Origin of the sequence: Methanovulcanius yangii (assembly GCF_018687785.1) — an archaeon.
In the GTDB taxonomy this organism is placed as follows: domain Archaea; phylum Halobacteriota; class Methanomicrobia; order Methanomicrobiales; family Methanomicrobiaceae; genus Methanovulcanius; species Methanovulcanius yangii.
Genome location: NZ_LTBL01000001.1, coordinates 749,318 through 775,384, shown reverse-complemented (window position 1 = coordinate 775,384; position 26,067 = coordinate 749,318). Strand labels below are relative to the sequence as shown.

Genomic DNA, 26,067 nt, shown 5'->3' with positions numbered 1-26,067 from the left:
GAATTGGGATATATCCTTTTTATGGTCCAATCATTTACACGTTGAATGATGCGTAAACGATTGGACCATAAACGGCTAATAAACCGAAGTCAAAAGTCATGCACGTAGCATCGAAAAGGTGTTGCACGGGGCTCACCGAACAGATTAGGAATGGTTGAACCCCACTGGTGCAAAGTATAACATTGGTCTTGTGGATTATGTTACCCGATAGTAATCGTACATAGGATTGGAGACACGATGGAATCAAAAAATATAACCAAAATCATTTTTGTGGTGATTGTGATTATCGCGGCATTTATGGTCCTGTTACCCCTGTTCGGAGCTTCCTGGATAAACTCAAACCCGGGATTTTATGAGTATAAAATCTCAACGGAGGGCCTATCCCAGTATCAGGGCGGATTAATAACAGATATTATTGTGCCAATGCCTATGAGAGATGGAAGTCTGGTATTTTCAGAAGAAGAACTTCAAAACCAACAGTTTGGCAACTGGAAATCGGTAATTGTGGTCACCCCTCATGGCAAAATGCTGGCATTCCAGTCAATTGGGGGGGATCTTACCGATATTGACGCAGATTTCTTTAAAAAATTTGATCCTGGGGAACTAACGGTGACCGATATCCGTGATGAATCTCTTTATCCGCTCATTCGTGAGAACTCAGATGAGTCAAAGGAGTGGAACTCCGGAACAGAGAACAGATCAGAATATGTATCGATAATCTTCCTCCCGGAAGATCTCGTACCACTGAATGCAAATGCAACGGATATTGTCGTTGACCTTAAATTAACGGTATCAGAGGGACTCAACCATTCCATTCTGGGGGATATATTTCGAGTAACCATTCTTGAGCGTATTCCGCCTGAAATCCGCGGAGAGATTCCGGTAAATGCTCACATCACACAATATCTGGATGGGAACTGGGTTCCATTGGATGGATGATGATATCATCAGTCCCCTGTTTTCTTCATCCCATCGATAACTGTCGGTATTGCATTAGGAATAATTGGTTGTGGGAGTTATTTCAAAAAGAAAGATCCAGATATATGATCTCGGTATTACCCCATTGACACGTTAAGAGCTAATATATGAATGAACAATTTAAAAAGACAGGATTAATCGTCCTGACAATCATCATTTTTGGCGTATTTTCATATGCTGTTATCTGCAGTATGACAGACTCCTCCGGTTTAGAAGGTGAAGACGGTGATGTCCGTGATCCGGCCGTTTTTCTCAAGAGTTATGGAAATTTTTCGCAGGAATACTATGATACCGGAGTTATGTTAGACGTCATTAACATGTCAAATCCTGAACTTTCAGAGTATATGGGCCTGCAAGGTGGCCCTCTTGTTGCCTATGGCTTATCGTATCAAGGTTATATTGAGATCTGCTGGGATGAAGATACGGAAATAAATGAATCTACCATGGACCGGATTTATTCTGTCTGGAACAAAAATGGGAAAATAGCCGGTATAGAAGACATACCTGTTGTTTTTTCACATTGTTCAAAATTTAAGGGAGACTGACTGATTTAATTGTTTGTTCAGTCGTTTTTTCTTTTTTAGTGATATTTTACGAACGATTATTTCAATTTGCAACTATTTGGCCATGCAGGTCTGAATTGAGAATACTACCATTCCACAGATCATCTTTTGCGGAAACAGTTGAATGATGCGTAAACGATCGGGCCATAAACGGTTAATAAACCGAAGTAAAAATCTGATGTGCCAATCGATGTGATACACCACATCCCTGAAACCATTCAAAATTTCTTCTGAGGTGGTAAAAAATGTCAAATATAGTTTTTGGATTGATTGCTGCACTCATATTCATACTGGCATATCCGTTTATTCTCGATAAACTGTTCGCATTGCTCAGAGAAAAGAGCCGCATTCCCGTTTACGTACTCCTCACATCTCTTGCAATACTTATGAGAATTGGGGTGACGAAGTTTTCCCATGCTCCGCCACCGGATCCGTTGTTGACATACACAATCCTTGCCTTACTTGTGACCATATCGGCCATGGCCGTAGTCATGCCCTACATCTGCTTCACCCGGCTATTCTTCACCCCGGCAATTTCCGGAAGAATGAAAACTCTTGCAATCTTAACCGGGTCGATCTTCCAGATCCCGTTTCTGGCTGGACTGCTCATAAATCCTGAATTATGGGAAGGTGCTCCGCCACCCCTTTTCGTGGAATATCTTCCCGGGCTGGGGCATATCTTCGATGAAGTTGCAACAGCACTCGGCATCGTAGGGCAGGCGGGGTATGATCTGATCTTCATTATCGGTGTGACTCTCGGCTTGTACATCGAGGTGGCGATAGCATCTACGGTATTCTGGGCGGTCTTTTCAATCTTCTCAAAATCAGAATGATTCCGCAATCAAATCATTCTGATTTTTGGATCTATTGGGCCTGAAAAAAATGCTGTGAAGTGAAAGACGATGTGCATGGAATTGCACGCCGTTCAGATGAATGAAGGAAATGGAATAAGGTATTGCCATTTTTTATCAGGTCATCTGTCTGGGCTGAAACGCACGTTGAATACCGGTCAGTGTCGCCCAGGGTAATCGTACAATATGTCCTGAGAGGTAGAAATCCTCCTTTCCATCCGTATCCCCTGCAGGGGTTACGATAGATCCATTATTCAGTTTGTCTCCTGTGCAGCGGCTGCCGATATAACCAGCGCCGCAGCAACAAGTGTCACGGCAGCAATTCTCATAGTCTTCATGGTATCAATGGAAAATTTGGAAGTTGAATATATCCTTAATGGTCCTATCATTTACACGTTGTATAATGCGTAAACGATTGGGCCATAAACGGTTAATAAACCGAAATCAAAAGTCATGCACGTAGCATCGAAAAGGTGTTGCACGGGGCTCACCGAACAGATTAGGAATGGTTGAACCCCACGCGTGCCCGGAGGCAAAACCGTGTTGGCGGAGTTGATGTTATATCTGATCCTTCGGAAGTGCGACTACGAACAGCAAATTGATTGTTCTGCTGTAAGGAAGGGATAATGGCTAAATATATTCTTTTTATTTTCGTAATTGTGATATCTTTCGGTGCATGCTGTATTAATATGCAGGATACTAATGCCCAAACGAACATTTCTGCACAAATTCCTTCCAACAAAAATGTATCATTGAACGATACTCATGTGTCGGAAGAAGGGTTGTATGTATCCAGTGACACAAAATCATATTTGGATGAGATTGGCACGGATGAACAGACCATTTATAATATCGCACTAAAGGATGGACGTGTAGCGAGTATTCTTAAAAATGGTGGAGAGATCATTGGGGTGTTTATCTCCTGCCCTCCGGGGCCGAAGGATGACCCTTATCCTGGATGTTTTCCGGCACTCAGGATTCGTTACGAGATGACGACGGTTGATTTTCTGGTTGATGTAAATACGGATAAAGTTGTGAAAACCGTATCTGAGGTTTCGTCGGGATTGAATACGTCTACATTATGAAGAAATGATTGTAGGGTGCACCAGTACCAAAAATACTGCGGAAAACAATGAAACACTGTCGGACTATGGCATTACGGATTTGTCAAATCCAATCACTCAGAACGATCTGGTAGATATGAGAGGGTGCGTGACAGACAAATTCCAAAAGACCAGAGCTCATATGCCATTTGCATTGACTGATCCTGAAGTGCCTGATGGTGCTGAAATAGTTGCCTATGGTTTTTCTATTGATGCTCGTGGAGTCCCTGTTCAGTCTGTTGGATTTGCAGGCCCGGACAACTTTAGATGTAAGGGGGAATCATGAAACAGAAAATGGTCAGCATCCTGGTGATATGCGTATCATTCCTTGTTGGTGCCGGGTCCATGTTTGTGCTCATGCATGACGATGATTCTGATGACCTCTTTCTCCCGCCAGACATCTATGGCCTTCCTTTATCGAAATTGTGGAGTATTGTCACAGACCAGACCGGTGTTGACAATTCTACTGCAATCCTCAGCCTATTGAGGATAAGAGCTGCGCAGGACGGATCGGTCGAATCACTGATTCTTGAGTTCCACGGAGACGATGGGGGCATATATCGATGGTATCATGTTGAAGTCAATCCGACAGGGGCAATTACCTGGTACTCATCAAAAATCAGCAGCATACAACCTGCGGGGACCCATCCGCTCAGTCTGCTTACGGAAATCGAGCAGATACCCTGCCGGGAACTGATTGGCGAGGAGGCAGGACTCGTCATTGAAGTTGATCCGCAGTGGGGAGACCTGAGCTACGATGCCGGTTATGGAAATCTTTTTGCTCTGGATACAGGTGTACTTACTCCGCTGAAAAGAGTGGTATTTCATACGGATGAGCCGTATTATGACATCGTTCTCTGTAATTATACGGAATATGAATCCGTAACGGTATCAGGGGCACATTCATCGGAAAAATCAGTACCGGTTGCTGTCCCACAGAATGATTCTCCCTGTAGCATTGTCTTCACCATCTCTGACCTTGAAAAGGTTGAAGTTGTGGAGTATCAGTGATGAATATTGCTTGCCTGAATGGATTGATCAGTGATTGAAATAGTCTCCTTTGGATGTGCCTAATGGATGTGTAAACGATTGGGCCATAAACGGTTAATCTACCGGAGTAATTATATGATCTCGGTATTACCCCATTGACACGTTAAGAGCTAAGATATGAATGAACAATATAAAACGACAGGATTTATCGTCCTGACAATCATCATTTTTGGCGTATTCTCATATGCTGTTATCTGCAGTATGATAGATACCCCCGGTTTAGAAGGTGAAGACAGTGATGTCCGTGATCCGGCCGTTTTTCTCAAGAGCTATGGAAATTTTTCGCAGGAAGACTATGATACCGGAGTTATGCTGGATGTCATTAACATGTCAAATCCTGAACTTTCAGAGTATATGAGCCTGAAAGGCGGCCCTCTTGTTGGTTATGGGCTATCTTATAAAGGACACATTGAGATATGGTGGAATAAAGATACTGAAGTGAATGAATCTACCATGGACAGGATTTATTCTGTCTGGAACAAAAATGGAAAACTGGCCGATATTGAAGACATACCTGTTGTTTTTTCACGTTGTTCAAAATTTAAGGGAGACTGACTGATTTCATTGGTTGTTCAGTCGTTTTTTTCTTTTTTAGTGAAATATTAAGAACGATTATTTCAATTTGTAACTATTTGGCCATGCAGGTCTGAATTGAGAATACTGCCATTCCACAGATCATCTTTTGCGGAAACAGTTGCATGATGCGTAAACGATTGGACCATAAACGGTTAATAAACCGGAGTTAAAAGTCATGCACGTAGCATCGAAAAGGTGTCGCACGGGATTCACCGAACAGATCAGGAATGGTTGAGCCTCAAGCGTTGTACTAATACCGGAGTGACCAACGGAAACTCGCAAACCTCAGATTGGGTGAGTGTAGGAGGAGTTGGGTGTGGAGCCTTTCCGTGATTATTTAGGATGGCAAAATGACGATTGGTGGACAGTTAAAAACTGGTTTTTCCCATCCCCTGAGGATTTTTCAGGAGCTTAATGAAAAACCACTGCGGGCGGCTCTCACATTCTTTTTTGCGATAGTGATCGCTGTATCAATCTGTTTTACGCTGATATCCTTTCTTCAGGGTGCGGATATGGGAAACGAATCAGGAATTAGTGGATTGTATCCTGTTGGGCTAATTGTGCTGGGCACATTCATCGGTCTGGTACAGGGTTTGATAAGCGGGGTAATTTCACTCCTGGGAATCAGTCTTATTGAGCATTTTTTTCTGCTTTTTGTCGACGTAGAACAGGGATTTGAAAAAACAATCAAATCTGCGGTCTATGCTTTGTCGCCCGTCGTCCTGTTTTTCTGGGTGATTGTAATTGTTCAGAACCTTTTCGCAAGTCTGTTACTACTCATCTGCTTTGGTTTGATGACGTATTGGGGTATACGGATATTTCATGAAAAATCAAAAGACCGGGCCGCATTTGTGTCTCTTGCAACAAGTATCGTTCTAATGATACTATTACGCGGATGGATCTTCAGTCAAGGATGGTCATTGGAATCGTTATTTCCATAGGCAGTCCGGAAGCGAGAGATTCAATAAGAATGGACGTAATGAGAAAAAACGTCCTGAGTACGCGATCGCGGAGGGCCTGGAGTGCGGGGCACCGGCACGGACACAGGGGGCACCGGCCTCTCATCTCCGGTGGCCCCCTGGCTGATTTGTCCGCTGTCGTTCGGCAGGTCCGCCCGACGTGTCTCTCGAAAAGAATTCCTGATCGTTTTTTTCTTGTTCAGGATGGTGTCTGACTGTAACTGAAGCTCGCGTGCGGGACCTGCCGGTTATGCCCCGGCCCTGTCGGGTCGCATGAGAGAAGGGTTGGGGTGGGTATGAATAGGGGTTTGGGATGTGGGGGGCGGAAGTGAATATTTAGAGCTGTTGTAAAAATTTAAGTCTAGGAAAAAGAATTCAAAAACATGTGTTCATTCCGTATGATTGAGGAACTATTGGAATGGCTTAGCGATTTTTTGAATTTTATCATAAATGAGAGAATCGGGAATATAGTTGGTTTAGTAATCCTTGGTCTATTGGGATCAATATTCATCTCCTTTTCCTCGATCATGAACCAAATTGTTGGTTTAGAAAATTCTGAAAATATTGCTCAAATATCTGACTTGGCAACAGCGTTAGTTAACCTCTTTCAAGGGCTTGCGGCAATTGAAACAATAATTGTATTTGTTGGGTTATTTGCTGGACTGTTTTACATCTTTCAAAAATATATTCCAAAATAGACGTTGAGGCATACTGATAATATTGCACACAAGTTTCTGAATAAAGTTCATATAAAATTAATATAATTTTTATCATAATGACTGATATCTTAGGAATTATTTCTTTCGCACCTGTAGCATTTGCATTTTTTGAAAAGATGAAAGAGCGAATTCAACAGGAACAGAATAAAGATGAATTATCAAGTAAATTGAGGCTTCCTTTTGAAAAATTTGAAAATTGTCATGACGAACTAATTTGCTCCTATTATATGATTTTTGGAGCTTATGTTGTTGGTAATTTTACTGAACCAAGTAAGAAACGTGAAATTGCAACGCAAATCGCTGACGACTTTGTAATAAAATTTGACAATTTCAAAGAAAGTATGGTTAATTTGATTCAGCACTTAAAAGGCCATCAGGATTCAATTAAAAATTTATATGCTGATGACTATGTCCAATTAGAATCTGTAATTGCAGCTTTTGAGACGCAAGATTTTGATTATCAATATTTCTTTGAAGAAAATGCAGGAATCATATTACAAGATTGGATTGAGAAAAAGGAATTTCCAACTATTCTCAGTGAAGAGTTGGAAGGATTTTGTGATAAGGAGGATTTGGGCTCATTAATGCAGGAATTATTGCAAGTAATTGAAGTAATCCAAGATCCCTCAATGATCGAGATGTTTTGTGAACAAATTCAAAGTAAAAAATGATTCATATACCAAACAATTTGATATTAATAGCATTTTTTTCGAAAGTTTTCTTCTCGTAATATGCATAAAAACCAATTCAAAACCTTAATCCCTCCAGATCCCGACGGTTTCTATTCATGCATACCATCGACTATGTCTTTCCCAATCTCCGTCGTCCTGGCAACCGGGGCGGGCTTGCCGAACGCTGGGACCTCGCTGTGAATCACGGGTGCCGGTACATCGAGATGCCGGCACCGTTCGTCTTTGTCGAACACGAGAAGAGAGCGACCGGACAGTCGTATGGTGAACTGCTGACGCCCGAGACCATTGCACTGCTCTATACCGAAGGGTCGGCCCTGCCGGGAGCGTTGGAATATATCCTCCACACCGATCCGGGATTCGACAACACTGGTTCCGGGTATTCCCCCGAGTATCTCCGGTGGTATGATCTGGAGTGGGTGGATGCCTACGCCCGGATGCTTGTCGAGATTGCCTGCCGCCTCGGCAAGGTCCCACACACGATTGAGATCCATCCGGGATCCCACAAGAACCAAGCCCCAGACTATGTCGCGGCGATGAAAACACTCCAGGATGTATTCGAGGAACAGGCCGGACGGCGGCCCGGCATCGTCCTCGAAAATCTCATGATATCGAGGGTTCATTCAGGAGTTCAGCTCGCGGAAATTTGGGAAACCCTCATTGCAACCGACCCCTCGATGGCAGAGTCCTGCGGGTTTGTTGTGGACATCTCCGGGATATGGACAGCGAACAAGACGAAGAAAAAGGCATATCCGGTGTCCTTCAATGCCATCCCCATCGAGGCAGTGAAGGGATTGCATGTCCACCTGAAGCATGGGCCGGTCGTCGAAGAAGACGATCCTGCGTTTTGGGCCTGTTTCCGGGAGTGGATGAAGACCATTGATCATTCGATCTTTGTCAACCCGGAGATTCATACGATGGAGGACTTTCTGGTGTTGTATCCGTATTGTCGTGGGCTTTTCCTAGGAAGAAGCCGATGAATTGAATTATGAATCCAAAGAAATCGTCATTGAAAGTGAATGGAAATGGGAAAAGCTTGTAAAATGGCCTCATTTTTAATAGCCGATTTTCTTAACCAATCAGGTTTCTGTTTTGTATCATGGGTGATATGTTATTTGGTTTGTGTAACATATTTGCCAAAATATGTGATACAAAAACACAAATATATCATATTGTGCCAAATATGATACAAAAGAGAAATAGGATAGCAATCTTTTTCGGTGAGAAATATGCCTGAACCCTATGAACCACAACAACTTCCCCTTGATACTATAGACTGGGCTGCGCACGTCTCGCTGATTGGAAAAGCGAACGCCTCACTTGCACGCTATGACGGAATTCTGCAGGCGATCGTTAATCCTGAAATCCTGATATCTCCTCTGATAACCCGTGAGGCCGTCCTTTCATCACGCATTGAAGGCACGCAGGCTTCACTTGAAGAAGTGCTTGAGTACGAGGCTGATCCCGATGGCGATGTTCCAATTGAGAAGAGAAATGATATAGCAGAGATCATCAATTACCGCAGGGCACTCAAACTGGCAGAACAGGAACTTAAAAGAAAGCCTCTCCATGTCAACCTGATACGGGAGCTTCATGCGGTTCTTCTCGATAATGCACGGGGGAAGGATAAAGAGCCCGGGCAGTTACGAACGATTCAGAACTATATCGCCAAGCCGGGACAACCAATAGAACAGGCCATATTTATTCCACCATATCCATTTTTAGTCCCTGATGCTCTCTCAAACTGGGAGATGTACCTCCATAGCGATGAGAAAGATCCACTTGTGCAGATTGCAGTTTTGAAGGCCCAATTCGAGTTGATACACCCATTTAGGGATGGAAACGGGAGAATCGGGAGAATGCTGGTTCCGTTAATTCTTTACAATAAGGGTCTGCTTTCCAGGCCAACATTCTACATCAGCTCCTATCTGGAAAGAAATCGCGATGAATACTACGAAGCTCTTGGCGAAATCTCGAGCGAAAATGACTGGAATCAGTGGATTTCATTCTTTTTACGCGCAATTAACGAACAGGCCAAAGAAAACTGCATGAAAGCTCGGAATATACTTGAGCTCTATGAAGAGATGAAAATCACCGTTCCTGAGATCACCCATTCACAATATGCAGTATCGGCAATTGACGCAATTTTTACCCGTCAGATATTCAAGGCTTCGGATTTCGTCAGTATTTCCGGGATTCCGAATATGACGGCTCAACGTATACTCAAAGAACTGAGTGAGAACAACGTTATTGAAGTAATCAGAAAAGGGAGAGGAAGGCGAGCAACGATCTATGCATGTCCCCGATTGATTCGAATTACAGAAGATGTGTGAAGAAAGTAAGGTTCCCACAGGATTTTCCAAATTTTTCACAACTGTTAACGTAAAAAAAGAATCAATTCGGAATACATTCACTATACGGTGTACTCAAAAATTGATGGCGTAACGCCCGTAACTAAGCCGTTGGAGGGATTTGAACCCCCGACCTGCTGATTACGAATCAGCCGCTATACCTCTAAGCCACAACGGCACGAATGCTGCACCGATAAACAGCCGCGAAAGGAACAAGTAATCCTCGTCGCACCTGGTGCTCCATAATGTAGTTCGTGAAAAATTATAAAGGTGGTGTTTTTCCCGTCCCGTCCGGGGTGAATTCCGGCCGCCGGTTTCCACCATCCCTGCGTAGTTTGTGCTCAGTTTTTTGCTCAGGAATATCCCTGAATCGTCACTTCGTTGGTCTCTTCCTCTTTGGCGACGTCGCCCTTCACTTCCCCGAACTTCGCCTCGAAGTCGGCAACGGACTTTGCGAGCACCTTGGAGAAGTTCTTGGCGTGCTTCGGGCTGATGGAGACTATAGCCTTCGCACGTGCCTGGTTGGTGCCGGGAATCTCATGGAGGAACATAAAGGTGAACTCGTCATCTTTATAGGCCACCTGGATGCGATTCGAATAGACCGGGTCGAGATCGCCCGGGACATTCACCGAAATTTCCCGCTTTTTCATACCATAGCATTAATCAGCCGCAACGATAATCCTTTGTCATCGACGTTCTCCTGCCGTGATCGCCCCATGCCGCCCATCAGCATATCCTCCGTCATCGCCTGCCACGCCTGCCCGCTCCGGTTCTACCTCGAACAGGAGACCGACCACATCGAACCGGCCCGCTACACGTTTGCGAAACAAATCTCCTACCACCTCGGCTCCCCACTCGACGCGGACGTTGTCTGGGAGGACGTCCGGCTCGTCGCCCCCGAAACCCCGGACGAGTGCGAGGCGACCGTCCGCGAGTGGGTGAACAACTGCCAAAAGACGAACTGGCGCGAGGCGGCCGAATACGACGTCCGCGTCGAATCCGCCAGATTAAACATCGCGGGCACCATCGACCGCCTCTTCGAGGACGAACCCTGTGCCGCCATTCTGCGGTCGACCGAGGCCCCCGACGCGGGCATCTACACCGCCGACCGCCTCCGGGCGGCCTGCCTTCTCTTTTGCATCAACGAGGCTATCGATCCCATAGCCACGTCGGTCGCCATCGAATACGTCCCCTCCGGCATCACCCGCACCTGCATCCCCCAGCCCCGCGACCGGAGAAACGCCCTGCGGGCCATTCGCCTGATAGAAAAGATCCGCACCGGCCACGTCCCGCGAAAACCGCACGACGCCCCCTGCGACGGCTGCTACCTCGCTGACCACTGCACCGGGACGAGCGCAAAGCGCCTCACGGACCTGCTCTGAAAAAATATAAAAAAAAGAAAAATCCGTTTTAGCTGTCCATCAGCGTTTCGGAGATGATGAACTCGCCCTTCGCCTCGCGGGTCGTCCCGACGATGAGCCACTTCTCCTCGCCATGCTGTTCCACGACACCTGCGGCCTCTATAGTCTCGCCCGCGAGCGCCTGCCCGCTGTAGGTGTGCGTGAACGAGAGCACCCGGGAGATCTCCTCGTGCTCCACGAGATACACCGCGGGCGAATCGAACGAGAGGGACGCGTCCGTCACCGTCGCCTCGATCACGTCCCGGCCCAGCACCTCGCCCTTCCCCCACGAGGCGCTTTCCAACCGCTCGTACGACCGCGTATAGAGGAGGTCGAAGTACGTTCCCTCGATCTCGCCCCGGTTCCATTTGCGCTTCTCGTGGCGCAGGAACGTCTCGTAGTCGATCTCGGGCACCCGCTTCGTATACACCTTCTCCCACATCTCCTCGGAGAGGGGCTGGATGTCGCCGGTTTCCATGGCCTTCTTCAGGTTCGCCTGGGCCGCAAACCAGTCCCGCCCGTAGACGACCATGTCGATGTCCGACCCGGAATTCTCGAGCCCGCAGAGGAGCGAGCCCGTGCACCCGATGTTGTCGATGGGGACGCCGAGCACCGGCAGGAGCCGCATCACGCGTTCGTCACGTGCCGCGATGTGGATGATCTCGCGATCGGGCTTGAGGACGCGGGCGATATCGGAGTGCGGCACCCGGTGGACCGTGTCGAGGTACTCCGGCTTGTGCTCCCGGATGTAGTCGAAGGCATCCTCGAAGTCCAGCTTATGGTACCGCCGACCGTCGGGGGCGGTCCGCTCCCCGTTCTCGTCGGGGACGTAACGGAGCACGCAGCCCACGCGTTCGGTGTTGTCGTAGTTCGAGACGGCGTAGAGGCGGCCGTCGGTATCTTCGATGAAGTCTCTGAGTCGGATGGGTCTGGTCATTGCAATCATTCCATGTCCCGTAAGAATTGTGCGATCCTCTCGATCTCCGCGCCGGGCCGGAGGATCTGCCTGCCTATAAGGTCGACGACGGTCGAAGGGGTTCCGGGCAGCCCCCCCACGTCGATCATGAAGTCGTAGACGACGGTCACTTCCTCGCGGGTGGTGGGGGAGGGCCTGCCCGAGAGGTTCGCGCTCGTCGCGGTGATGGGCGCATCGAAGGTCTCGATGAGCTCGAGCGCCACCGGGTGGTCGGGCATCCGGATGCCGATGTCCCCCGTTCCCCCGGAGAGGATGGGGGGAAGGCAGCTCTTCACCGGCACGACGACCGTCACCGGGCCGGGAAGAAACGTCTCAATGAACGCCCACGCCGCATCGTCCGGGGCGGCGACGGCCGCGAGCATCTCCTCATCGCAGACCGCGACCGAGATGGGCTTTCCAAGCGGGCGGCCCTTCACCTCGTAGACCCGGTGGACCGCATGGTCCGAGAGGGCGTCCGCCCCCAGCCCGTAGACGGTCTCGGTCGGGTAGACGACGAGTCCGTCGCGGTGGAGGACGGAGACCGCCTGTTCGATATCGCGGTTCACAGTCTCTTCCCCCTCACCCGGTCGATCGTAAAGACGCCCTTCGAGCTTGCGTGCATCACCGCAAAGACCCCGGCCTGTATCGGGTCGGTGACGACGAGGTCGGCGTGCTCGGGGACGGAACCCACCATGGAGAGCGAGATGACGGGAATGCCGGCCGCACGGACGCGGTCGACGGCCTTCGAGATCTCGCCGCCCATGATGCTCCCCGCAAGGACGAGAACCGCGACCCGGGGCAGGTGGCTCGCCGCATCGACGGCGGTCGCGAGGTCCTTTTCACCCACGAGGGGGATGGTGTCGACCGAGATCCGCTCCCCCCGGATGTTGTGCCGGTCGGCCTCGTTGACCGCACCGAGCGCCACCTGTGCGACCTGCGCCCCGCCGCCGAAGATCAGCACGCGTTTGCCGTACACCACCGAGAAGGGCGGATTGGACTGCACCGAACGGACCGCCGGAATGGTCTTCAGGTCGGTGAGGAGCGCCTCCACATCTCCGGTCGTCTCGTATTCGAAGAAGAGGGAGGAGAGCCCTTTCGAGGGGCCGCTCTGGATAATAGACTGCTGGGTGCTCACGATGTTTGCACCGTGGTTCGCCATTACCAGTGCCACATCCCTCAGAACGCCGTGCTGGTTCTCGGAGAGGATGCTGAGTGCATGAAGGGCATTTGGTTCGTCCATGATAACCTTCCCCGGTGATGCCGGATTGTTGTGAATGATTTTTATTCGTGGGTAATTAAGGGTTGGTTATCGGGACCCCTGCGGCCCGTCGGGATAGGCGAACTTTTTTCGTGCGTATGAGGAATGCCTGTTCCCCCTCGCACGGGGACGGACGGGTGTGGTGATGCGCCTGCCGGCACATGAATTGAGACTCCTGGTGGAAATCCCCGTTCGTGTCGGAAAAATCGATTTTGTGGTTGTATACCTGATCATTCTAATTATCGGTTCTGATGGTAACCATGTTCAATTGAAAAAGGTTATTTTTCCGCCCCCCTAAACCCCTGTTATGGACAACAAGTATCTGACGATTTTTGTGGTGTGTATCGCGGTGCTTGCAGTGGCAATTGCCGGCTGTACCGACTCCACCGCCTCCGCCGGTGAAGGCGCGGGCGTGGAAGAGACCCCGGTCTACACTGTTGGTATCGACGTTCCGTACCCCCCGTTCTCCTACGTGACTCCTGCAAACGAGTACACCGGGTTTGACGTGGACTCCATCAAATGGATTGCAGACAATCAGGGCTTTGAAGTGAAGTTCGAAGTCGTTGCATGGGACGGCATCATCCCCGCACTCCAGGCAGGACAGATCGACATGGTCTACTCCGGTATGACCATCACCGATGAGCGCAAGGAGAAGGTCGCATTCTCCGACCCCTACTGGACGGTCAACCAGATGGTCGTCGCTCAGCCCGGCTCGAGCGTGACGATTGAGGATATCCAGAACGGCAAGGCCGTCGTCGGTACCCAGAGCGGCTGTACGGCTGCCATCTGGATGGAGGAGAACCTCGTCGACACCGGCATCATGGACAAGGAGAACATCAAGGTCTACCCCGACACCCCGAAGGCAGTCGATGACCTTGCCACCGGCCGTATCGATGCAGCGATGTACGACGATCTCTCCATGAAAGACATCATCGAGGGACGCGACGTCGAGATTATCGGATACATCGAGACCAATGAGCAGTTTGGCATCGCCGTCCGCAAGGACGACACCGAGCTTCTTGCAAAGCTCAATGCCGGTCTTGCCAACCTCATGGAAGACCCCTACTGGGAAGAGCTGAAAGTTGCCTACGACATGAAACTCTGAAAACATCCGGAGTTCATGCCTGTGCCGGTTTCCCCCGGCACCTTATTTTTCTGCGCTGACATTCCCTGCAGCCGGCGCGTTCCCACCGTATTGTCGTGACATGGGTATGTCAAGAGCAGAGTTTTATCGGCTCAAAGGGCGACCTACATTCCTTCTCACCGTCATATGCAGAACCACTCTTTCAATCCGGTCATCTATGCAGTCCTTGCGGCGATGCTCTTCGGGTCCTGTGCGCCAGCGGCGAAGTACCTGCTGGCGGGCATCGGGCCCGTGATGCTGGCAGGGCTCCTGTATCTCGGGAGCGGTGCCGGCCTCGCCCTCTACCTCGGGGTCTGCCGCCTGCGCAGGCAGGACAGAAACGACATGGAGGCGCCGCTTGCGAAGGCCGACCTGCCGTGGCTTGCAGGGGTGATCCTCTTCGGCGGCATCCTCGCCCCGGTGGTCCTCCTCATCTCGCTTGAAGTGACGCCCGCCGCGACGGCGGCGCTCCTTCTCAACTTCGAGGCGGTCGCAACGACGATCCTCGCGGCGGCGTTCTTTAAGGAGTACGTGGGCCGGAATGTCTGGACGGCGCTTGCCCTCATCACCGCCTCCTGTGCGGTTCTCTCGTACAGCCCGACGGCGTTGTGGGGATTCTCGCTGGGGGCCGTCGGGATCCTTCTCGCCTGCACCTTCTGGTCGCTCGACAACAACATCTCAAGAAACATCGCCGCCAAGGACCCCATCCCCATCGTCGCCATCAAGGGACTCGTCGCGGGTGCCGTCATCATTGCATCAGCCCTCCTGATGGGGGGCGGCCTCCCTGCCCTGCCGACGGTCGCGGGCGTGATGGTCGTCGGGTTCTTCAGCTACGGCGGAATCACGAGCGTGCTCTTCATGATGGCGCTCCGGGGCATCGGGACGGCCCGGACGGGGTCGATTCTTGCCGTCTCGCCGTTCTTTGGTGTGGCGATCTCCTTTGCGATATTCGAGGAGCCGCTCGCATCCACCTTCTGGATTGCGCTGCCCATCATGGTCGTGGGGGCGTACCTCCTCATCACCGAGAACCACTCCCACCCGCATTATCATCCGCCGATGGAACATGAGCACCGGCACTGCCACGACGACGGCCACCACCTCCACGCCCACGTGGGGACGGAGCCGCCCCTCTCGGCGAATGGGGAGCACTCGCACCGGCACTTCCACGAGGAGATGACCCACGAGCACCCCCACCAGCCGGACCTGCACCACCGGCACGGGCATGGGAAAATCAAATAGAGGGTCAGGCCGCGGATACAGAACATCTGCCTGTTTTTCCGCGGATAGGAATCCGAAAAAAAGACCGGGACAGGGAGGTTGTCCCGGGGCTGCTGTTTTTGAACGCGTATCGCCGCCTGTTCGGGAATGCTCTGATAAGGAGGGCCTGCTTGAACGTCGGGCATGGGGCCGGAGGTGTTGACGGGTTAGTGTGCTCGTCTCTTTATGAACTATTCAACGAACGCCCTCCCGGACCGGACTGTCATTCAGAAGGCAAACGAGATCATCGCGTACCAGATGAGGGCGACCATCAGGAGTAGTATTAGGATATTGGATGAGAGATCGACGATTGGATGTCTTTGCATATATTGGGGTAAATTATTATACTTCAAATAGTTTCTCTTAAAAAGGATTCGGTGAAAATGGAGAAAGAGGGGATCCTTTAAATATTGGTGTGGCGTTGCGGGCTGGGCGGATGCCTTCCTGTCCCCCTGTGAGTGACCACTGTCCCCCCTGCCGGGAGCGGGGAAACTCGCTGTATTCATTTCCCCGCAGGGGCCAAAAGGAGGTTTGGCATCTCCCTGAGCCGGAGGTTTGCTGCGATGGTCCGGGCAAGGAGCGGGGTGACGGCCGCCGAAGGGAGGCCCAACGCGTCCGCGGTCCGGCGGGTCACTTCCATCGGGTCGGTGGTGCCGGTCCCGGCGCTTGCCCGGACGGCGTCGTGGATAGCCTGGAGGTAGGCGGCTCCCCGGTCCATCCGGCGATACATCTCATCGCCGGTCGTGGGTTCATCCCATGCCGAAAGAAGCACCCGGATGCCGGGATGGTCGCGGAGCCTTTGGAGGGACGCAACCGTTGCGAGGGCATCGTCATAGACCGGAATGTCTCCTTCGACGGGAATCGCATCGCCGGAGAAGAGGGCGCCGTTCCCGTGCATGAAGATGGAGATGGAGCCGGGCGAGTGGCCGGGGGTGTGGATCACTTCAAGCTCCCACTCGTGGAGCGGGTCCGGTTCGGTGGTGTCGCCGTCCCGGAGAGGGTGGTCCACCTCCACGGACCCGCCCACGAGCATGGCAAACCCCGGCACCGGCCGTTCACTGTACTGGAGTGCGACATCCTCGATCCATGCCTTCTCGGCGGCGTGGGCGGCTATGCTGCACCCGGTCACCTCCTGGATGGCCCGGGCCGCCCCGATGTGGTCGGGGTGCGAATGGGTGAGGACGATCTCCGTGATATCAGATGCCTCGCGATCGGTGGACCGGATGTAGTCGAAGATCCGCCTCTCGCACCCGGCGACGCCCGTGTCGATGAGGGTGATGGTCTCGCCGTAGACGAGGAACGAGTAGACGAACCGCTCGAGGGCAACACCGGGTGCCACCGGGATCGTAAACGGATGCCGGAGGGCGTGGATGAAGGGGACGATCTGCATATGACCTCCTCGGTATGGGTGGGATATTGGGAATGGTAGTATTTCCATTCTTTCCCGACAGTGGGTGTGCCCTCGCCTGCATGATGGGACTGAAGGGTGACGGGGGATTGCCGGAAGCGACATGAAGCGATCTTTTCGCCTCGCATACCATTATTTGCCGGAAAAATGATCGGTCGCCGGTGAACGTAATGTGGTCTATTAGAATGGCGGTCATCGTACTGGTATGTATGCTGGTGGTGGTGGGGGTCACTGCCGGCACGCCGGTTACAGGAACGGACGAGGTGGAGTATGTCGCCGTCTGGGGGTCATTTGCCCCTGCCGGCAGGGAATCCGTTCACCCGTACGGCATTGCGGTGGATGCGGACGGGACGGTCTATGTGAACGATCCCGGGAATGATCGTGTCCGCGTCATCCCCCTCGGGGTAGACTTTACTCCCCGCCGTGAGTATGTCGTCCGCGACGCGATGGCGGTGCGGGCGTTTGTCTGGACCGTCGGTCCTGCGGCGGATGACGATTTTTCGACCATACAGGATGCCGTCGACGCGGCATCGGCCGGTGATACGATCCTGGTTACGCCCGGAACGTACCGGGAGGACGTCGTGGTGGACAAAGCCCTTGTGATTGACGGAGGCAGGGATGCGGCGATCGACGGGTCGATTATCCTGACCGCCGACGGGAGCACCCTTATCGGCCTTTTGATGGGAAACGGGGTGCGGGTGGCGTCGGACAACAATACCGTCGAAGAGGTGCTCACCGGGTGGTTTGGCGGCGTCGGGGGGCCGAGGGAGAGCTTTTGGGTCACGGGTTCGAACAACACCTTCACGAACTGCCTGGTGGACGGCTGTTTCCTGGGTGGCGGCGGCATCGGGGTGACCATCGACCCATCCGTCGGGAACACGTTTGACGGCCTTGCGATCATCGACAGCTACAACGGCATCATCCTCCGGGGCGCTAGCGCGACGACCATCACGGATTGCGGGAGCCACACGAGGGATGACGGCATCATTATGGAGGGGTCGGCGTCCAATACCATCAGCGGCTGCTCCATTCAGGCGTGGGACTACATGTTCTCCGACGGGGTCGTCCTCACCGGCTCCAACGGGAACACTTTTGCGAACTGCAGTATCTTCGCCGCCGGATACGGCGTCTATCTCGGGGAATCATGGGAGAACGTGTTCAGCGGCTGCATCATAAGCAGTATGAGCTGTGCGGTCTACCAGGACCTCGGCTGCAGCTGCAATCAGTATCCGTGGTGCACGGTGGAGGGCCAGAGTGCTGACTGGTGTGGATATGTCTTCTTTGTCGATGCAAATCTCGAAGATGCGGTGAGAGAGGCGCTCGGCATTCCCTCGGGCGACATCTTCGCTGGGGATATGCAAACGCTCACGGCGCTTGAGGCCCCCGAGCGCGGGATCGCATCGCTCGCCGGGCTGGAGTACGCGGCAGGCCTGCAGGTTCTCGGGCTCGACACCAACAGCGTGACCGTTCTCTGCCCCCTTGCCGGGCTGACAGACCTCCGTGAGGTGGTGCTCTCGAACAACAGCATCGGCGACCTCGCACCGCTGATCGCAAACAGCGATGCCGGCGGGCTCGGGCCGGGGGATCTGGTCGACATCCGGTACAATGGCCTCGACCTCACCCCCGGTTCGGCGGGGATGACGGCAATACAGGCGTTGGAGGCCGCCGGGGTGACTGTCATTTATGAACCGCAGGAGCATGTTCCCCCCGCTCCGTCGGCGGCTTTTGCGGCCGATGTGACGGAGGGGGTGGCCCCGCTGACGGTCGCCTTCACCGATCTCTCGGAGGGCGAACCGGAGGAATGGTTCTGGGAGTTCGGCGACGGGACGACCTCCGCCGGGCAGAACCCGGTGCACACCTATGCCACCGCCGGGATGTGCACCGTCTGCCTGACCGTCACGAATGCGGGCGGGAGCGACACGCTCGTCATGGATGACTGCATCTGTGTCCGCTCACCGTCGCCCCCGACGATCGACGATCTCATCACGGCGGTCGAGGCGGCAGGCCTTGACAAGGGAACCTGCCGGAGCCTGACCGCAAAGCTCGAGGCCGCCGGCCGCTCGCTGGAGGACGGGAATGTGAACGGCGCCGTCGGGCCTTTGGAGGCATTCATCCATCATGTGGAGGCGCTCAAGGGCAAGAAGATCGAGGAGGGGTGTGCGGATGCATTGGTGGAGTGTGCGAAGGGGGTGATTGAGGGGATTTCATGATTTAATTATGGAGAAATATACTCGTGCTTGTATGTTGCCGTCATCATTCTAGTCTGGCGGCAGGATAGTGTCCTCCGCGGATGAGCGGAGAAGATCTCTTTTGTGCGAAATAAATCTACGAAAGTGTGGCTCATTAATTTCCATATTTCCGGTCAATGTCACATTCTCCACGAATGCGAATGCCTTATTTAAGAATATTAGAAAATTCCATGTGATCCAATGAATATCTCAATATTCTTGCAGTTGCTTTCCGGATTACGCCGGGAGAACCTGAATATTACTGGTCACTTCGGGATTCGGCACGAGGAACGGAAAGATGATGTGATGCCTGATATTGATGGCATGTACGAACTCCTGAGGAGTGGTGATCCCGTCTCAATAACAAATCAGGAAGAGGATAAATTTGTAATTCTCTTCAATTTAAACGAGAATTATGACCTCGTTATGGTCGTTGGTGTGGATGATACCAATCCTGAAATAATATTACGGTTAATTACGTGCTATAAGCAAGAGAGAAGCAGGAGGGTGAGGTAAATGGCTGGAAATCACTATCATACGGATGGAGATACAATTGATTATGATTTTGAAAACGATAGTCTGTATTTCTTTCTTAAAGGGGCCAATTATCTGCACTCGGTGAATCTGGACAATGTCATCATTGATTTCGGAGATGACAATTATGTCAAAGGAGTGGAGATACAGAATGCGTCGAAACGATTTGGTGTGTCAAAATCTGCACTAATGAGGACTTGCCAGATTGATTTCCATCTTGATGTGTCTGAAGAAAAAATTGAGCTGAATATTCAAATCACTCTTGAAATCAGAAATAAATTTACTCCGAAATCCATGATTGCAACGGATGCAAATGAATTCCATCTTCCCAGCGGCACCATTGGCATGTCCTGTGCAGTCTGCTGAAAATTACAATGCCTCAACTTTTTTGAAAACAGAATAGCCCGAAACACCGAATTGAAGAATTACTGTTGCAATCTCAAAATCAGAAATGCGATTGCCGGGATTCGAACCCGAGTTAGAGGCTTGGGAAGCCACTGTCCTACCGCTAGACTACAATCGCAGGGAACTTTGATTGATTCATTGATTGACTGAAATGAAATTGAAGTTGGTGGAAACGCATGATGATACAGACATGGTTGTGTGCACATGGTGCATATCGTGCAGGATTTCATATGCATTAAATCCACATAAATCTTCGTTATCAATCAGATATCCGTGACTGATTCATGCTCATTTCTCCGGCTGTCTGGTGTCCTCCGGGACAACCCTTAATACCCATCCCATCGACATTATTCCAGCACACACATCAGATGTGATGCTGGCTCGGTAAGTCCGACGTGTCCATACGACATGGCCGCACTCATGCGGCTCTGGGATTACAGAAGAAGTCAGTGATGACTATTTTCAGGACTTTACCAACCGAATCCGACGACGTTCATGCACGTTTCAGTCGATTCCACGATTCGCCCGACCCGCTAATGTGGCCGGGCCAGTCGGATCCGCGAATCAGCATATCAGTGAAGATCAGTCGATTCATCGAATTACACGGGATTCCGGGCTCATCCGGTCCCGGCGGTGTTCCCCGAACACACACGGACACACTCACATGAACTGCACGAACATCCAACAAACGAACGACGCGAACACACGAACCACACGGATTCAACCAAAATCCAACCGAGTATCTACCGGCCGTGCCGGGATGAAGGACGGAAAACACCCGCCCTCCCCGGCATCCCCGGACCATAAACATAGGTGGTGAATAATGGCACGAATGCACGCACGACGGCGGGGCCAGTCCGGCTCCGTCCGCCCGTTCCGCTCCGAAGCACCGGAGTGGTCCAATACCGACACAACGGAAATTGTAAAGACGATCATCGAACTCCGCAGACAGGGCATGTCCTCGGCCGAAATCGGCTCCGTCCTCAGGGACAAACACGGCGTCCCCTCGGTGAAGCTCGCGACCGGCAAACGCGTCGAGCAGATCCTCGCGGAGAACGGCATCGCTTCAGAGATTCCTGAAGACCTGAGAAACCTCATTGTAAAGGCACTCGGCATGCGCAAGCACCTGAGCGAGAACAAGAAGGATGTCCACAACAAGCGCCAGCTCCAGCTTACGGAGGCAAAGGTGCGCAGGCTCGGCCGTTACTATGTCAACAACGGCAAGATGCCCGAGGGATGGACCTACAAACCCGACACCGCTGAATTCCTGATTTCACGGTAGACCTGATTCATTAGGCAACATCCACCATGACGACCGACGCCGCTGCAAACAAGCTTGACACCGATGCTGGTGACCTTGCCGCCCACCTGGAGACCCAGGACTACGTGGAGGTCTATGGCCACCATGATGCGGACGGAATAGCTGCGGCCTCGATCATCACGCATGCCCTCCTGCGCACGGGGACGAATGTCCGCCTGCGCATCTCCCCCCGCGTCTCACCCGATGAGGTGCAGGGGACGGATGCCGTCGTCCTGTGCGACTTCGGCTCGGGCCTTGCGGATCTCTCCGACGACGTGATGGTCATCGACCACCACATTCCGCAGTTCGAAGGCCGCTACCACGTCAACCCGCGGCTCTGCGGCATCGACGGCGAACGGAACCTCTCCGCGGCGGGCGCCGCCTACATGGTCGCCCAGCACATGGGAGACAACCGTGACCTCGTCGGTCTCGCGATGCTCGGGATGATCGGCGACGGGCAGGCGATCGAAGGAAAGAACCTGGAGCTCGTCGACGAAGGGATCGCCCAGAACTACATCGTCCCCGGCCGGGGCATCCCGCTCTTCGGCCGGGACGTCCACGAGAAAGTCTACTGCGCAGCGGCTCCGTACATCCACGGCTTCTCCGGCAACGAGGACGCGGTCACGGCGCTCGTCGAAGAGACGACCGTCCGCGGGGAGACGGACTACGATCTCCTCCTCTCGCGCCTTGTCCTTGCGATGGGCCCCGTCCAGAACGATACGGCGATGACCGGTATCTGGGGTGACACCTGGGACCTCCAGCGCGGCATGATCCGCGACGCCCACAGTCTTGCCGCCGTCATCAACGCCTGCGGCAAGACCGGGCACGGGGGCCTCGGGGCCTCCCTCTGCCTCCGGTCGACCGCGTCGGTCGATGAGGCATGGGAGATTGCCCGGGAGTACCGCCTCCGCGTAATCGAAGCCGTCAAAACGGCGACAACCGCAACCGGGCCCGTCTACGTCGTCGATGATCCCGACGTCGTCAGCGGTGCAGCGGACGTCCTCGCAGGCGATCTCCTGAATGCCGCACCCCTTGCGGTGATGGCACCCCGCGGCGAGAACTGGTCCGTCTCCGCCCGCTCGGCCGGAAAGACCGGCTGCAACCTGGCGGAGCTCATGGCGACCCTTGCCGCCGAATGCGGCGGGGTCGGCGGTGGACACGCCACCCGCGGCGGGGCAAAGATCCCCGCGGAGACGATCGAAGCGTTCAAAAACGGGTTTATGGAGGTCTGCGCATGAAGGTGCACGGCATCATCCGCACCCGGCACGCCCGGCCCGACTGCGTCGCGGCCGCGCTGCACGCCGACAACCTCCTGGGCATGGATACCCATGCACTGGACGGCATCGTCGAGACGACGCTCACCAGTGAAAAACTGCGGTCGACGATCGCATCGGTGGACGATTACCTGATGAATCTTGCAATAGCGGAGGACACATGTTGTTACGTTTCTCATTAGAAGCCGACCTGCTCTTCAATGCAGCGATTCCCCCTGAGGCGGAACCGGTCATCGAAGAGAAAGTGACAGAGGCAAATACCGTGCTCTTCATGAAAGGCGTCCCCAAGGACGCCGCTGAAGGCGAGTACGGTCAGATTACGTCCTGGGATGTACAGGAGAACCGGCTCTGCCTCAGGATCGAGAGTGGTCCGTACACCCGCTCCCACGACGCACTGCTCAGGTTCAGGAAGCAGATCGCTCCTGCGATGGGCAAGCTGCGCCTGGGAGTTCGCGGCATCGACGTCCGTCATTTCTCCATCCGTCTCGGTGACGAGGTCCAGGACTCCTGCGTCCCGCGGCTCCCCTTCATCACGTCCGTCGAGACGGACGAAGAGGGATGCGAGCTCACGCTTGCGATGGAGCTTGCGGACCTCGAGAACAAGGCACCCGACCGCCTCGTCAAACTGATCGAGGAGAAGGCCGAGAGCGCCGCATACGGCGGCAAGGCCGAGCACTGGGAACTCATCTTCGAAAGCGAAAAGCGCACCGGCGTCTACACCGGCAACCCGACCGAGGACATGATGGACCGCGGGTGGATCCGCCACGGCGCATCCCGCGGCCAGTGGATCTTTGCCCCGCAGGCGGTCCAGCTCGTCCGGGCGCTCGAACAGATCGCAATCGAGGAGATCATCCGCCCCCTCGGGTGGAAGGAGATGATCTTCCCCAAGCTCGTCACCTGGGATGTCTGGAAGAACTCGGGCCACGCAAAGGGCGTCTACCCCGAGATCTACTACGTCTGCACCCCGAAGTCACGCGACCCCGCCTACTGGGAAGAGGTCACCGACTATTACAAGGTGACGGGCGAAGTCCCCATCGAGATGATCCGCGACCGGATCGACGGCCCCATCGGCGGCATGTGCTATGCACAGTGCCCCCCCTTCTGGCCGTTTGTCAAGGGCGAGACCCTCGCAAACGACTGCCTCCCCATCCGGGTCTTCGACCGGTCGGGGACATCCCACCGGTATGAGTCCGGCGGGATTCACGGCATCGAGCGCGTGGACGAGTTCCACCGCATCGAGGTGCTCTGGCTCGGCACGAAGGAGCAGACCATCGCGGTCGCAGACGAACTCCACGCGGCCTACAGCCGGGTCTTCGAGGACATCCTCGAGCTCGAGTGGCGCTCCGCACGGGTGACCCCCTGGTTCATGGCCCAGGAGGGCCTCGTGGGCGTCTCCGAGACCGAGCGTGTCGGGACGACCGACTATGAGGCATACCTGCCCTACAACGGCAGCTACCTCGAGTTCCAGAACGTGAGCATCAACGGGAACAAGTACCCGAAGGGCTTCAACGTGAAGGTGCAGAGCGGCGAGGAGTGCTGGTCAGGATGTTCGGGCATCGGTCTCGAACGCTGGGTGGCAGCCTTCCTCGGACAGAAAGGATTTGATATGGCAAACTGGCCGGAGAAAGTCGCCCGGCTGGTCGGTGAACCTGAAGAGGTCTTCAGGTTCCTCTGAAAAAAATAAAAAAAAAGGTAATACTATGGCAAAACGAAAAAAGCAAGTTGGACGCAGAGTTGAAGGCTGGAAGGCCAAGAACTGGTACAAGGTCTATGCACCGGAATACTTCGACCGTGCATACCTTGGTGAGACGATCGCAGCAGACCCCGAGAAGGTATACGGGCGCGTCATGCGCACCACCCTCGGCGAGATGACCTCCGACTACTCGAAGCAGAACACGAAGATGGCCTTCAAGGTCGTCAATGTCGCAGGCGACGCCGCATACACCGAGTTCGTCGGCCACGAGGTTACCAAGGACTACCTCCGCGCAATGGTCAAGCGCCGCACCTCCCGTATCGACTCGCTCGTCCTTCTTACCACGAAGGAAGGCCGGAAGATCCGCGTGACAGCGACGTGCTTCACCATCTCCCGTGCGGACATCAGCCAGGCAAAGGCAATCCGCCAGACGATCACCGAATACCTCATCGCAAAGTCACGGTCCGTCACCTACGACCAGTTCGTCCGCGAGATGGTTCTCGGGGACATCTCCCGCGAGGTCTTCAAGATCGTCAAGAAGATCTACCCGACCCGCCGTGTCGAAGTGATCAAGTCGAAGGGCGAAGTGACCGCAACCGGCACCCCCGCTCCGGCACCAAAGGCCGCCGAGCCTGTCGCCGCCGAGCCTGTCGCCGCCGAGCCTGTCGCCGCCGAGCCTGCCCCCGAAGAGGCACCCGTTGAAGAGCCCGCAGAAGAAGCCGAGGAGGCAGCCGACGAGGCCGCTTCCGAGGAAGAAGAGACCGCCTGAACACCCGTTCAGGCATCGCATCTTTCTTTTTTTCCCGTTCAAAACGCCCCGGCATGGCTCCGGCGCACGCAGGGCAAACCATTATCTTATACCTCGCCGATTAAGCGCCCATGGAGGGCACGGCGGACTTCGCTGCAGAGCGCCGCGAGACGGCAACCTTTGCGGCAGGGTGCTTCTGGGGCGTCGAGGCCCGGTTTGCTGAACTCGAGGGCGTCGTTTCGACCCGTGTCGGCTACACCGGCGGGACGATGGCGCATCCGACCTACGAGGACGTCTGCACCGGCCGGACGGGGCACGCCGAGGCTGTCGAGGTCGCCTTCGACCCCACCATAATCGGGTATGGCGAGCTCGTCGAGATCTTCTTTTCCATTCACGACCCAACCACCCACAACCGCCAGGGCCCGGATGTCGGAAGCCAGTACCGCTCGGTGATCTTCTATCATTCCGACGACCAACGCCGAATTGCAGAAAATATCCGCGATCGCCTCGCAGACGAGGATGCATTCGGCCGACCCATTGTGACCGCCATCGAGCCCGCAGGCCGGTTTTGGGAGGCCGAATCCTATCACCAGAAGTACTTCACAAAGCATGGGGGCCGGAGGGCCTGTCCCTTCTGACCTCCTG

Annotated in this window: 29 protein-coding genes and 2 tRNA genes; 24 read left to right on the top strand and 7 right to left on the bottom strand. The window is 53.4% G+C overall.

Annotation, left to right across the window (positions count from 1 at the left end; genetic code table 11):
- Window positions 1-237: 237 nt before the first annotated feature.
- The 12 genes from AZH53_RS03965 (at window position 238) to AZH53_RS03910 (ending at window position 9,821) form a co-directional block, all read left to right on the top strand.
- Entirely contained in the window at window positions 238-939 is a 702-nt protein-coding gene (locus AZH53_RS03965) for a hypothetical protein (RefSeq protein ID WP_319642238.1), read from the top strand.
- Between the two features lie 146 nt (window positions 940-1,085).
- Window positions 1,086-1,523: a hypothetical protein gene (locus tag AZH53_RS03960; RefSeq protein ID WP_319642237.1), complete on the top strand. Its 438-nt coding sequence runs from the start codon at window positions 1,086-1,088 to the stop codon at window positions 1,521-1,523.
- A 263-nt stretch (window positions 1,524-1,786) separates the two neighbouring features.
- The gene (locus AZH53_RS03955; protein ID WP_319642236.1) at window positions 1,787-2,374 is read left to right on the top strand and encodes a hypothetical protein; all 588 of its coding nucleotides are present in this window, start codon (window positions 1,787-1,789) and stop codon (window positions 2,372-2,374) included.
- A 644-nt stretch (window positions 2,375-3,018) separates the two neighbouring features.
- The gene (locus AZH53_RS03950; protein ID WP_319642235.1) at window positions 3,019-3,477 is read left to right on the top strand and encodes a hypothetical protein; all 459 of its coding nucleotides are present in this window, start codon (window positions 3,019-3,021) and stop codon (window positions 3,475-3,477) included.
- 127 nt (window positions 3,478-3,604) lie between these two features.
- A complete protein-coding gene (locus tag AZH53_RS03945; RefSeq protein WP_319642234.1) occupies window positions 3,605-3,781 on the top strand; it encodes a hypothetical protein in 177 nt (58 codons plus the stop codon).
- Entirely contained in the window at window positions 3,778-4,506 is a 729-nt protein-coding gene (locus AZH53_RS03940; protein ID WP_319642233.1) for a hypothetical protein, read from the top strand. Before AZH53_RS03945 ends, AZH53_RS03940 begins: the two co-directional genes overlap by 4 nt.
- A 240-nt stretch (window positions 4,507-4,746) precedes the next feature.
- Window positions 4,747-5,100, top strand: a complete 354-nt coding sequence (locus AZH53_RS03935) for a hypothetical protein (RefSeq protein WP_319642232.1) — start codon at window positions 4,747-4,749, stop codon at window positions 5,098-5,100.
- Between the two features lie 371 nt (window positions 5,101-5,471).
- Window positions 5,472-6,062: a YIP1 family protein gene (locus tag AZH53_RS03930; RefSeq protein ID WP_319642231.1), complete on the top strand. Its 591-nt coding sequence runs from the start codon at window positions 5,472-5,474 to the stop codon at window positions 6,060-6,062.
- A 416-nt stretch (window positions 6,063-6,478) separates the two neighbouring features.
- Window positions 6,479-6,778 carry a hypothetical protein gene (locus AZH53_RS03925; RefSeq protein ID WP_319642230.1) on the top strand — a complete coding sequence of 100 codons (300 nt, stop codon included), beginning with the start codon at window positions 6,479-6,481 and terminating at the stop codon, window positions 6,776-6,778.
- A 77-nt stretch (window positions 6,779-6,855) separates the two neighbouring features.
- Entirely contained in the window at window positions 6,856-7,470 is a 615-nt protein-coding gene (locus AZH53_RS03920; RefSeq protein ID WP_319642229.1) for a hypothetical protein, read from the top strand.
- A gap of 116 nt (window positions 7,471-7,586) precedes the next feature.
- Window positions 7,587-8,468 (top strand): apurinic/apyrimidinic endonuclease family protein, encoded by an 882-nt coding sequence (locus AZH53_RS03915; RefSeq protein ID WP_319642228.1) that lies wholly within the window; start codon window positions 7,587-7,589, stop codon window positions 8,466-8,468.
- A gap of 249 nt (window positions 8,469-8,717) precedes the next feature.
- Window positions 8,718-9,821 carry a Fic family protein gene (locus tag AZH53_RS03910; RefSeq protein WP_319642227.1) on the top strand — a complete coding sequence of 368 codons (1,104 nt, stop codon included), beginning with the start codon at window positions 8,718-8,720 and terminating at the stop codon, window positions 9,819-9,821.
- Window positions 9,822-9,945: 124 nt separating this feature from the next.
- On the opposite strand, the gene AZH53_RS03905 is transcribed toward AZH53_RS03910, so the two are convergent.
- A tRNA-Thr gene (locus AZH53_RS03905) sits at window positions 9,946-10,017 on the bottom strand.
- Between the two features lie 175 nt (window positions 10,018-10,192).
- Window positions 10,193-10,489, bottom strand: a complete 297-nt coding sequence (locus tag AZH53_RS03900; RefSeq protein ID WP_319642226.1) for a DUF3467 domain-containing protein — start codon at window positions 10,487-10,489, stop codon at window positions 10,193-10,195.
- Window positions 10,490-10,555: 66 nt separating this feature from the next.
- On the opposite strand from AZH53_RS03900, the gene AZH53_RS03895 reads away from it, so the two are divergent.
- Window positions 10,556-11,221, top strand: coding sequence for a CRISPR-associated protein Cas4 (locus AZH53_RS03895; protein WP_319642225.1), 666 nt, complete (start codon window positions 10,556-10,558; stop codon window positions 11,219-11,221).
- Window positions 11,222-11,249: 28 nt separating this feature from the next.
- Here the strand turns inward: AZH53_RS03895 and AZH53_RS03890 are convergent, their stop codons facing one another.
- From AZH53_RS03890 to AZH53_RS03880, 3 genes are read right to left on the bottom strand one after another with little or no spacing between them, the layout of a single operon-like run.
- A complete protein-coding gene (locus tag AZH53_RS03890) occupies window positions 11,250-12,185 on the bottom strand; it encodes a DNA polymerase subunit beta (protein WP_319642224.1) in 936 nt (311 codons plus the stop codon).
- The gene (locus AZH53_RS03885) at window positions 12,182-12,760 is read right to left on the bottom strand and encodes an L-threonylcarbamoyladenylate synthase (protein ID WP_319642223.1); all 579 of its coding nucleotides are present in this window, start codon (window positions 12,758-12,760) and stop codon (window positions 12,182-12,184) included. Before AZH53_RS03885 ends, AZH53_RS03890 begins: the two co-directional genes overlap by 4 nt.
- Window positions 12,757-13,434 (bottom strand): DUF5612 domain-containing protein, encoded by a 678-nt coding sequence (locus AZH53_RS03880; protein ID WP_319642222.1) that lies wholly within the window; start codon window positions 13,432-13,434, stop codon window positions 12,757-12,759. The genes AZH53_RS03885 and AZH53_RS03880 overlap by 4 nt, the downstream gene beginning before the upstream one ends.
- A gap of 325 nt (window positions 13,435-13,759) precedes the next feature.
- On the opposite strand from AZH53_RS03880, the gene AZH53_RS03875 reads away from it, so the two are divergent.
- The gene (locus AZH53_RS03875) at window positions 13,760-14,557 is read left to right on the top strand and encodes an ABC transporter substrate-binding protein (RefSeq protein ID WP_319642221.1); all 798 of its coding nucleotides are present in this window, start codon (window positions 13,760-13,762) and stop codon (window positions 14,555-14,557) included.
- A 165-nt stretch (window positions 14,558-14,722) separates the two neighbouring features.
- Entirely contained in the window at window positions 14,723-15,814 is a 1,092-nt protein-coding gene (locus AZH53_RS03870; RefSeq protein WP_319642220.1) for a DMT family transporter, read from the top strand.
- Between the two features lie 520 nt (window positions 15,815-16,334).
- Here the strand turns inward: AZH53_RS03870 and AZH53_RS03865 are convergent.
- Complete coding sequence (locus AZH53_RS03865) at window positions 16,335-17,222, bottom strand: MBL fold metallo-hydrolase (RefSeq protein ID WP_319642219.1); 888 nt, start codon at window positions 17,220-17,222, stop codon at window positions 16,335-16,337.
- Window positions 17,223-17,410: 188 nt separating this feature from the next.
- Between AZH53_RS03865 and AZH53_RS03860 the strand changes: the two genes are divergently transcribed.
- The 3 genes from AZH53_RS03860 (at window position 17,411) to AZH53_RS03850 (ending at window position 20,368) form a co-directional block, all read left to right on the top strand.
- Window positions 17,411-19,450, top strand: a complete 2,040-nt coding sequence (locus tag AZH53_RS03860) for a PKD domain-containing protein (protein WP_319642218.1) — start codon at window positions 17,411-17,413, stop codon at window positions 19,448-19,450.
- A 324-nt stretch (window positions 19,451-19,774) separates the two neighbouring features.
- On the top strand, window positions 19,775-19,984 hold the full coding sequence (locus tag AZH53_RS03855; protein WP_319642217.1) for a hypothetical protein: 210 nt from the start codon (window positions 19,775-19,777) through the stop codon (window positions 19,982-19,984).
- The gene (locus AZH53_RS03850) at window positions 19,985-20,368 is read left to right on the top strand and encodes a DUF2283 domain-containing protein (protein ID WP_319642216.1); all 384 of its coding nucleotides are present in this window, start codon (window positions 19,985-19,987) and stop codon (window positions 20,366-20,368) included. It begins immediately after the preceding gene.
- Window positions 20,369-20,454: 86 nt separating this feature from the next.
- Here the strand turns inward: AZH53_RS03850 and AZH53_RS03845 are convergent.
- Window positions 20,455-20,525, bottom strand: a tRNA-Gly gene (locus tag AZH53_RS03845).
- A gap of 705 nt (window positions 20,526-21,230) precedes the next feature.
- Here AZH53_RS03845 and AZH53_RS03840 point away from each other — a divergent pair.
- The 6 genes from AZH53_RS03840 (at window position 21,231) to msrA (ending at window position 26,060) form a co-directional block, all read left to right on the top strand.
- Window positions 21,231-21,689: a 30S ribosomal protein S15 gene (locus AZH53_RS03840; RefSeq protein ID WP_319642215.1), complete on the top strand. Its 459-nt coding sequence runs from the start codon at window positions 21,231-21,233 to the stop codon at window positions 21,687-21,689.
- A 26-nt stretch (window positions 21,690-21,715) separates the two neighbouring features.
- A complete protein-coding gene (locus tag AZH53_RS03835; RefSeq protein WP_319642214.1) occupies window positions 21,716-22,945 on the top strand; it encodes a DHH family phosphoesterase in 1,230 nt (409 codons plus the stop codon).
- Window positions 22,942-23,163 carry a KEOPS complex subunit Pcc1 gene (locus tag AZH53_RS03830; protein ID WP_319642213.1) on the top strand — a complete coding sequence of 74 codons (222 nt, stop codon included), beginning with the start codon at window positions 22,942-22,944 and terminating at the stop codon, window positions 23,161-23,163. The genes AZH53_RS03835 and AZH53_RS03830 overlap by 4 nt, the downstream gene beginning before the upstream one ends.
- Window positions 23,142-24,656, top strand: coding sequence for a serine--tRNA ligase (locus tag AZH53_RS03825; RefSeq protein ID WP_319642212.1), 1,515 nt, complete (start codon window positions 23,142-23,144; stop codon window positions 24,654-24,656). The genes AZH53_RS03830 and AZH53_RS03825 overlap by 22 nt, the downstream gene beginning before the upstream one ends.
- A gap of 25 nt (window positions 24,657-24,681) precedes the next feature.
- Complete coding sequence (locus tag AZH53_RS03820) at window positions 24,682-25,443, top strand: 30S ribosomal protein S3ae (protein ID WP_319642211.1); 762 nt, start codon at window positions 24,682-24,684, stop codon at window positions 25,441-25,443.
- Window positions 25,444-25,553: 110 nt separating this feature from the next.
- The gene (msrA, locus tag AZH53_RS03815; protein ID WP_319642210.1) at window positions 25,554-26,060 is read left to right on the top strand and encodes a peptide-methionine (S)-S-oxide reductase MsrA; all 507 of its coding nucleotides are present in this window, start codon (window positions 25,554-25,556) and stop codon (window positions 26,058-26,060) included.
- The last annotated feature ends 7 nt before the right edge of the window (window positions 26,061-26,067 follow it).

Excerpts from the sequence above, each read along its gene's own strand:
- AZH53_RS03965 (WP_319642238.1), top strand. The coding sequence starts at position 238 with ATGGAATCAAAAAATATAACCAAAATCATTTTTGTGGTGATTGTGATT.
- AZH53_RS03960 (WP_319642237.1), top strand. The coding sequence starts at position 1,086 with ATGAATGAACAATTTAAAAAGACAGGATTAATCGTCCTGACAATCATC.
- AZH53_RS03955 (WP_319642236.1), top strand. The coding sequence starts at position 1,787 with ATGTCAAATATAGTTTTTGGATTGATTGCTGCACTCATATTCATACTG.
- AZH53_RS03950 (WP_319642235.1), top strand. The coding sequence starts at position 3,019 with ATGGCTAAATATATTCTTTTTATTTTCGTAATTGTGATATCTTTCGGT.
- AZH53_RS03940 (WP_319642233.1), top strand. The coding sequence starts at position 3,778 with ATGAAACAGAAAATGGTCAGCATCCTGGTGATATGCGTATCATTCCTT.
- AZH53_RS03935 (WP_319642232.1), top strand. The coding sequence starts at position 4,747 with ATGATAGATACCCCCGGTTTAGAAGGTGAAGACAGTGATGTCCGTGAT.
- AZH53_RS03930 (WP_319642231.1), top strand. The coding sequence starts at position 5,472 with ATGACGATTGGTGGACAGTTAAAAACTGGTTTTTCCCATCCCCTGAGG.
- AZH53_RS03925 (WP_319642230.1), top strand. The coding sequence starts at position 6,479 with ATGATTGAGGAACTATTGGAATGGCTTAGCGATTTTTTGAATTTTATC.
- AZH53_RS03920 (WP_319642229.1), top strand. The coding sequence starts at position 6,856 with ATGACTGATATCTTAGGAATTATTTCTTTCGCACCTGTAGCATTTGCA.
- AZH53_RS03915 (WP_319642228.1), top strand. The coding sequence starts at position 7,587 with ATGCATACCATCGACTATGTCTTTCCCAATCTCCGTCGTCCTGGCAAC.
- AZH53_RS03910 (WP_319642227.1), top strand. The coding sequence starts at position 8,718 with ATGCCTGAACCCTATGAACCACAACAACTTCCCCTTGATACTATAGAC.
- AZH53_RS03900 (WP_319642226.1), bottom strand. The coding sequence starts at position 10,489 with ATGAAAAAGCGGGAAATTTCGGTGAATGTCCCGGGCGATCTCGACCCG.
- AZH53_RS03895 (WP_319642225.1), top strand. The coding sequence starts at position 10,556 with ATGCCGCCCATCAGCATATCCTCCGTCATCGCCTGCCACGCCTGCCCG.
- AZH53_RS03890 (WP_319642224.1), bottom strand. The coding sequence starts at position 12,185 with ATGATTGCAATGACCAGACCCATCCGACTCAGAGACTTCATCGAAGAT.
- AZH53_RS03880 (WP_319642222.1), bottom strand. The coding sequence starts at position 13,434 with ATGGACGAACCAAATGCCCTTCATGCACTCAGCATCCTCTCCGAGAAC.
- AZH53_RS03875 (WP_319642221.1), top strand. The coding sequence starts at position 13,760 with ATGGACAACAAGTATCTGACGATTTTTGTGGTGTGTATCGCGGTGCTT.
- AZH53_RS03870 (WP_319642220.1), top strand. The coding sequence starts at position 14,723 with ATGCAGAACCACTCTTTCAATCCGGTCATCTATGCAGTCCTTGCGGCG.
- AZH53_RS03865 (WP_319642219.1), bottom strand. The coding sequence starts at position 17,222 with ATGCAGATCGTCCCCTTCATCCACGCCCTCCGGCATCCGTTTACGATC.
- AZH53_RS03860 (WP_319642218.1), top strand. The coding sequence starts at position 17,411 with ATGTGGTCTATTAGAATGGCGGTCATCGTACTGGTATGTATGCTGGTG.
- AZH53_RS03855 (WP_319642217.1), top strand. The coding sequence starts at position 19,775 with ATGCCTGATATTGATGGCATGTACGAACTCCTGAGGAGTGGTGATCCC.
- AZH53_RS03850 (WP_319642216.1), top strand. The coding sequence starts at position 19,985 with ATGGCTGGAAATCACTATCATACGGATGGAGATACAATTGATTATGAT.
- AZH53_RS03840 (WP_319642215.1), top strand. The coding sequence starts at position 21,231 with ATGGCACGAATGCACGCACGACGGCGGGGCCAGTCCGGCTCCGTCCGC.
- AZH53_RS03835 (WP_319642214.1), top strand. The coding sequence starts at position 21,716 with ATGACGACCGACGCCGCTGCAAACAAGCTTGACACCGATGCTGGTGAC.
- AZH53_RS03830 (WP_319642213.1), top strand. The coding sequence starts at position 22,942 with ATGAAGGTGCACGGCATCATCCGCACCCGGCACGCCCGGCCCGACTGC.
- AZH53_RS03825 (WP_319642212.1), top strand. The coding sequence starts at position 23,142 with ATGTTGTTACGTTTCTCATTAGAAGCCGACCTGCTCTTCAATGCAGCG.
- AZH53_RS03820 (WP_319642211.1), top strand. The coding sequence starts at position 24,682 with ATGGCAAAACGAAAAAAGCAAGTTGGACGCAGAGTTGAAGGCTGGAAG.
- msrA (WP_319642210.1), top strand. The coding sequence starts at position 25,554 with ATGGAGGGCACGGCGGACTTCGCTGCAGAGCGCCGCGAGACGGCAACC.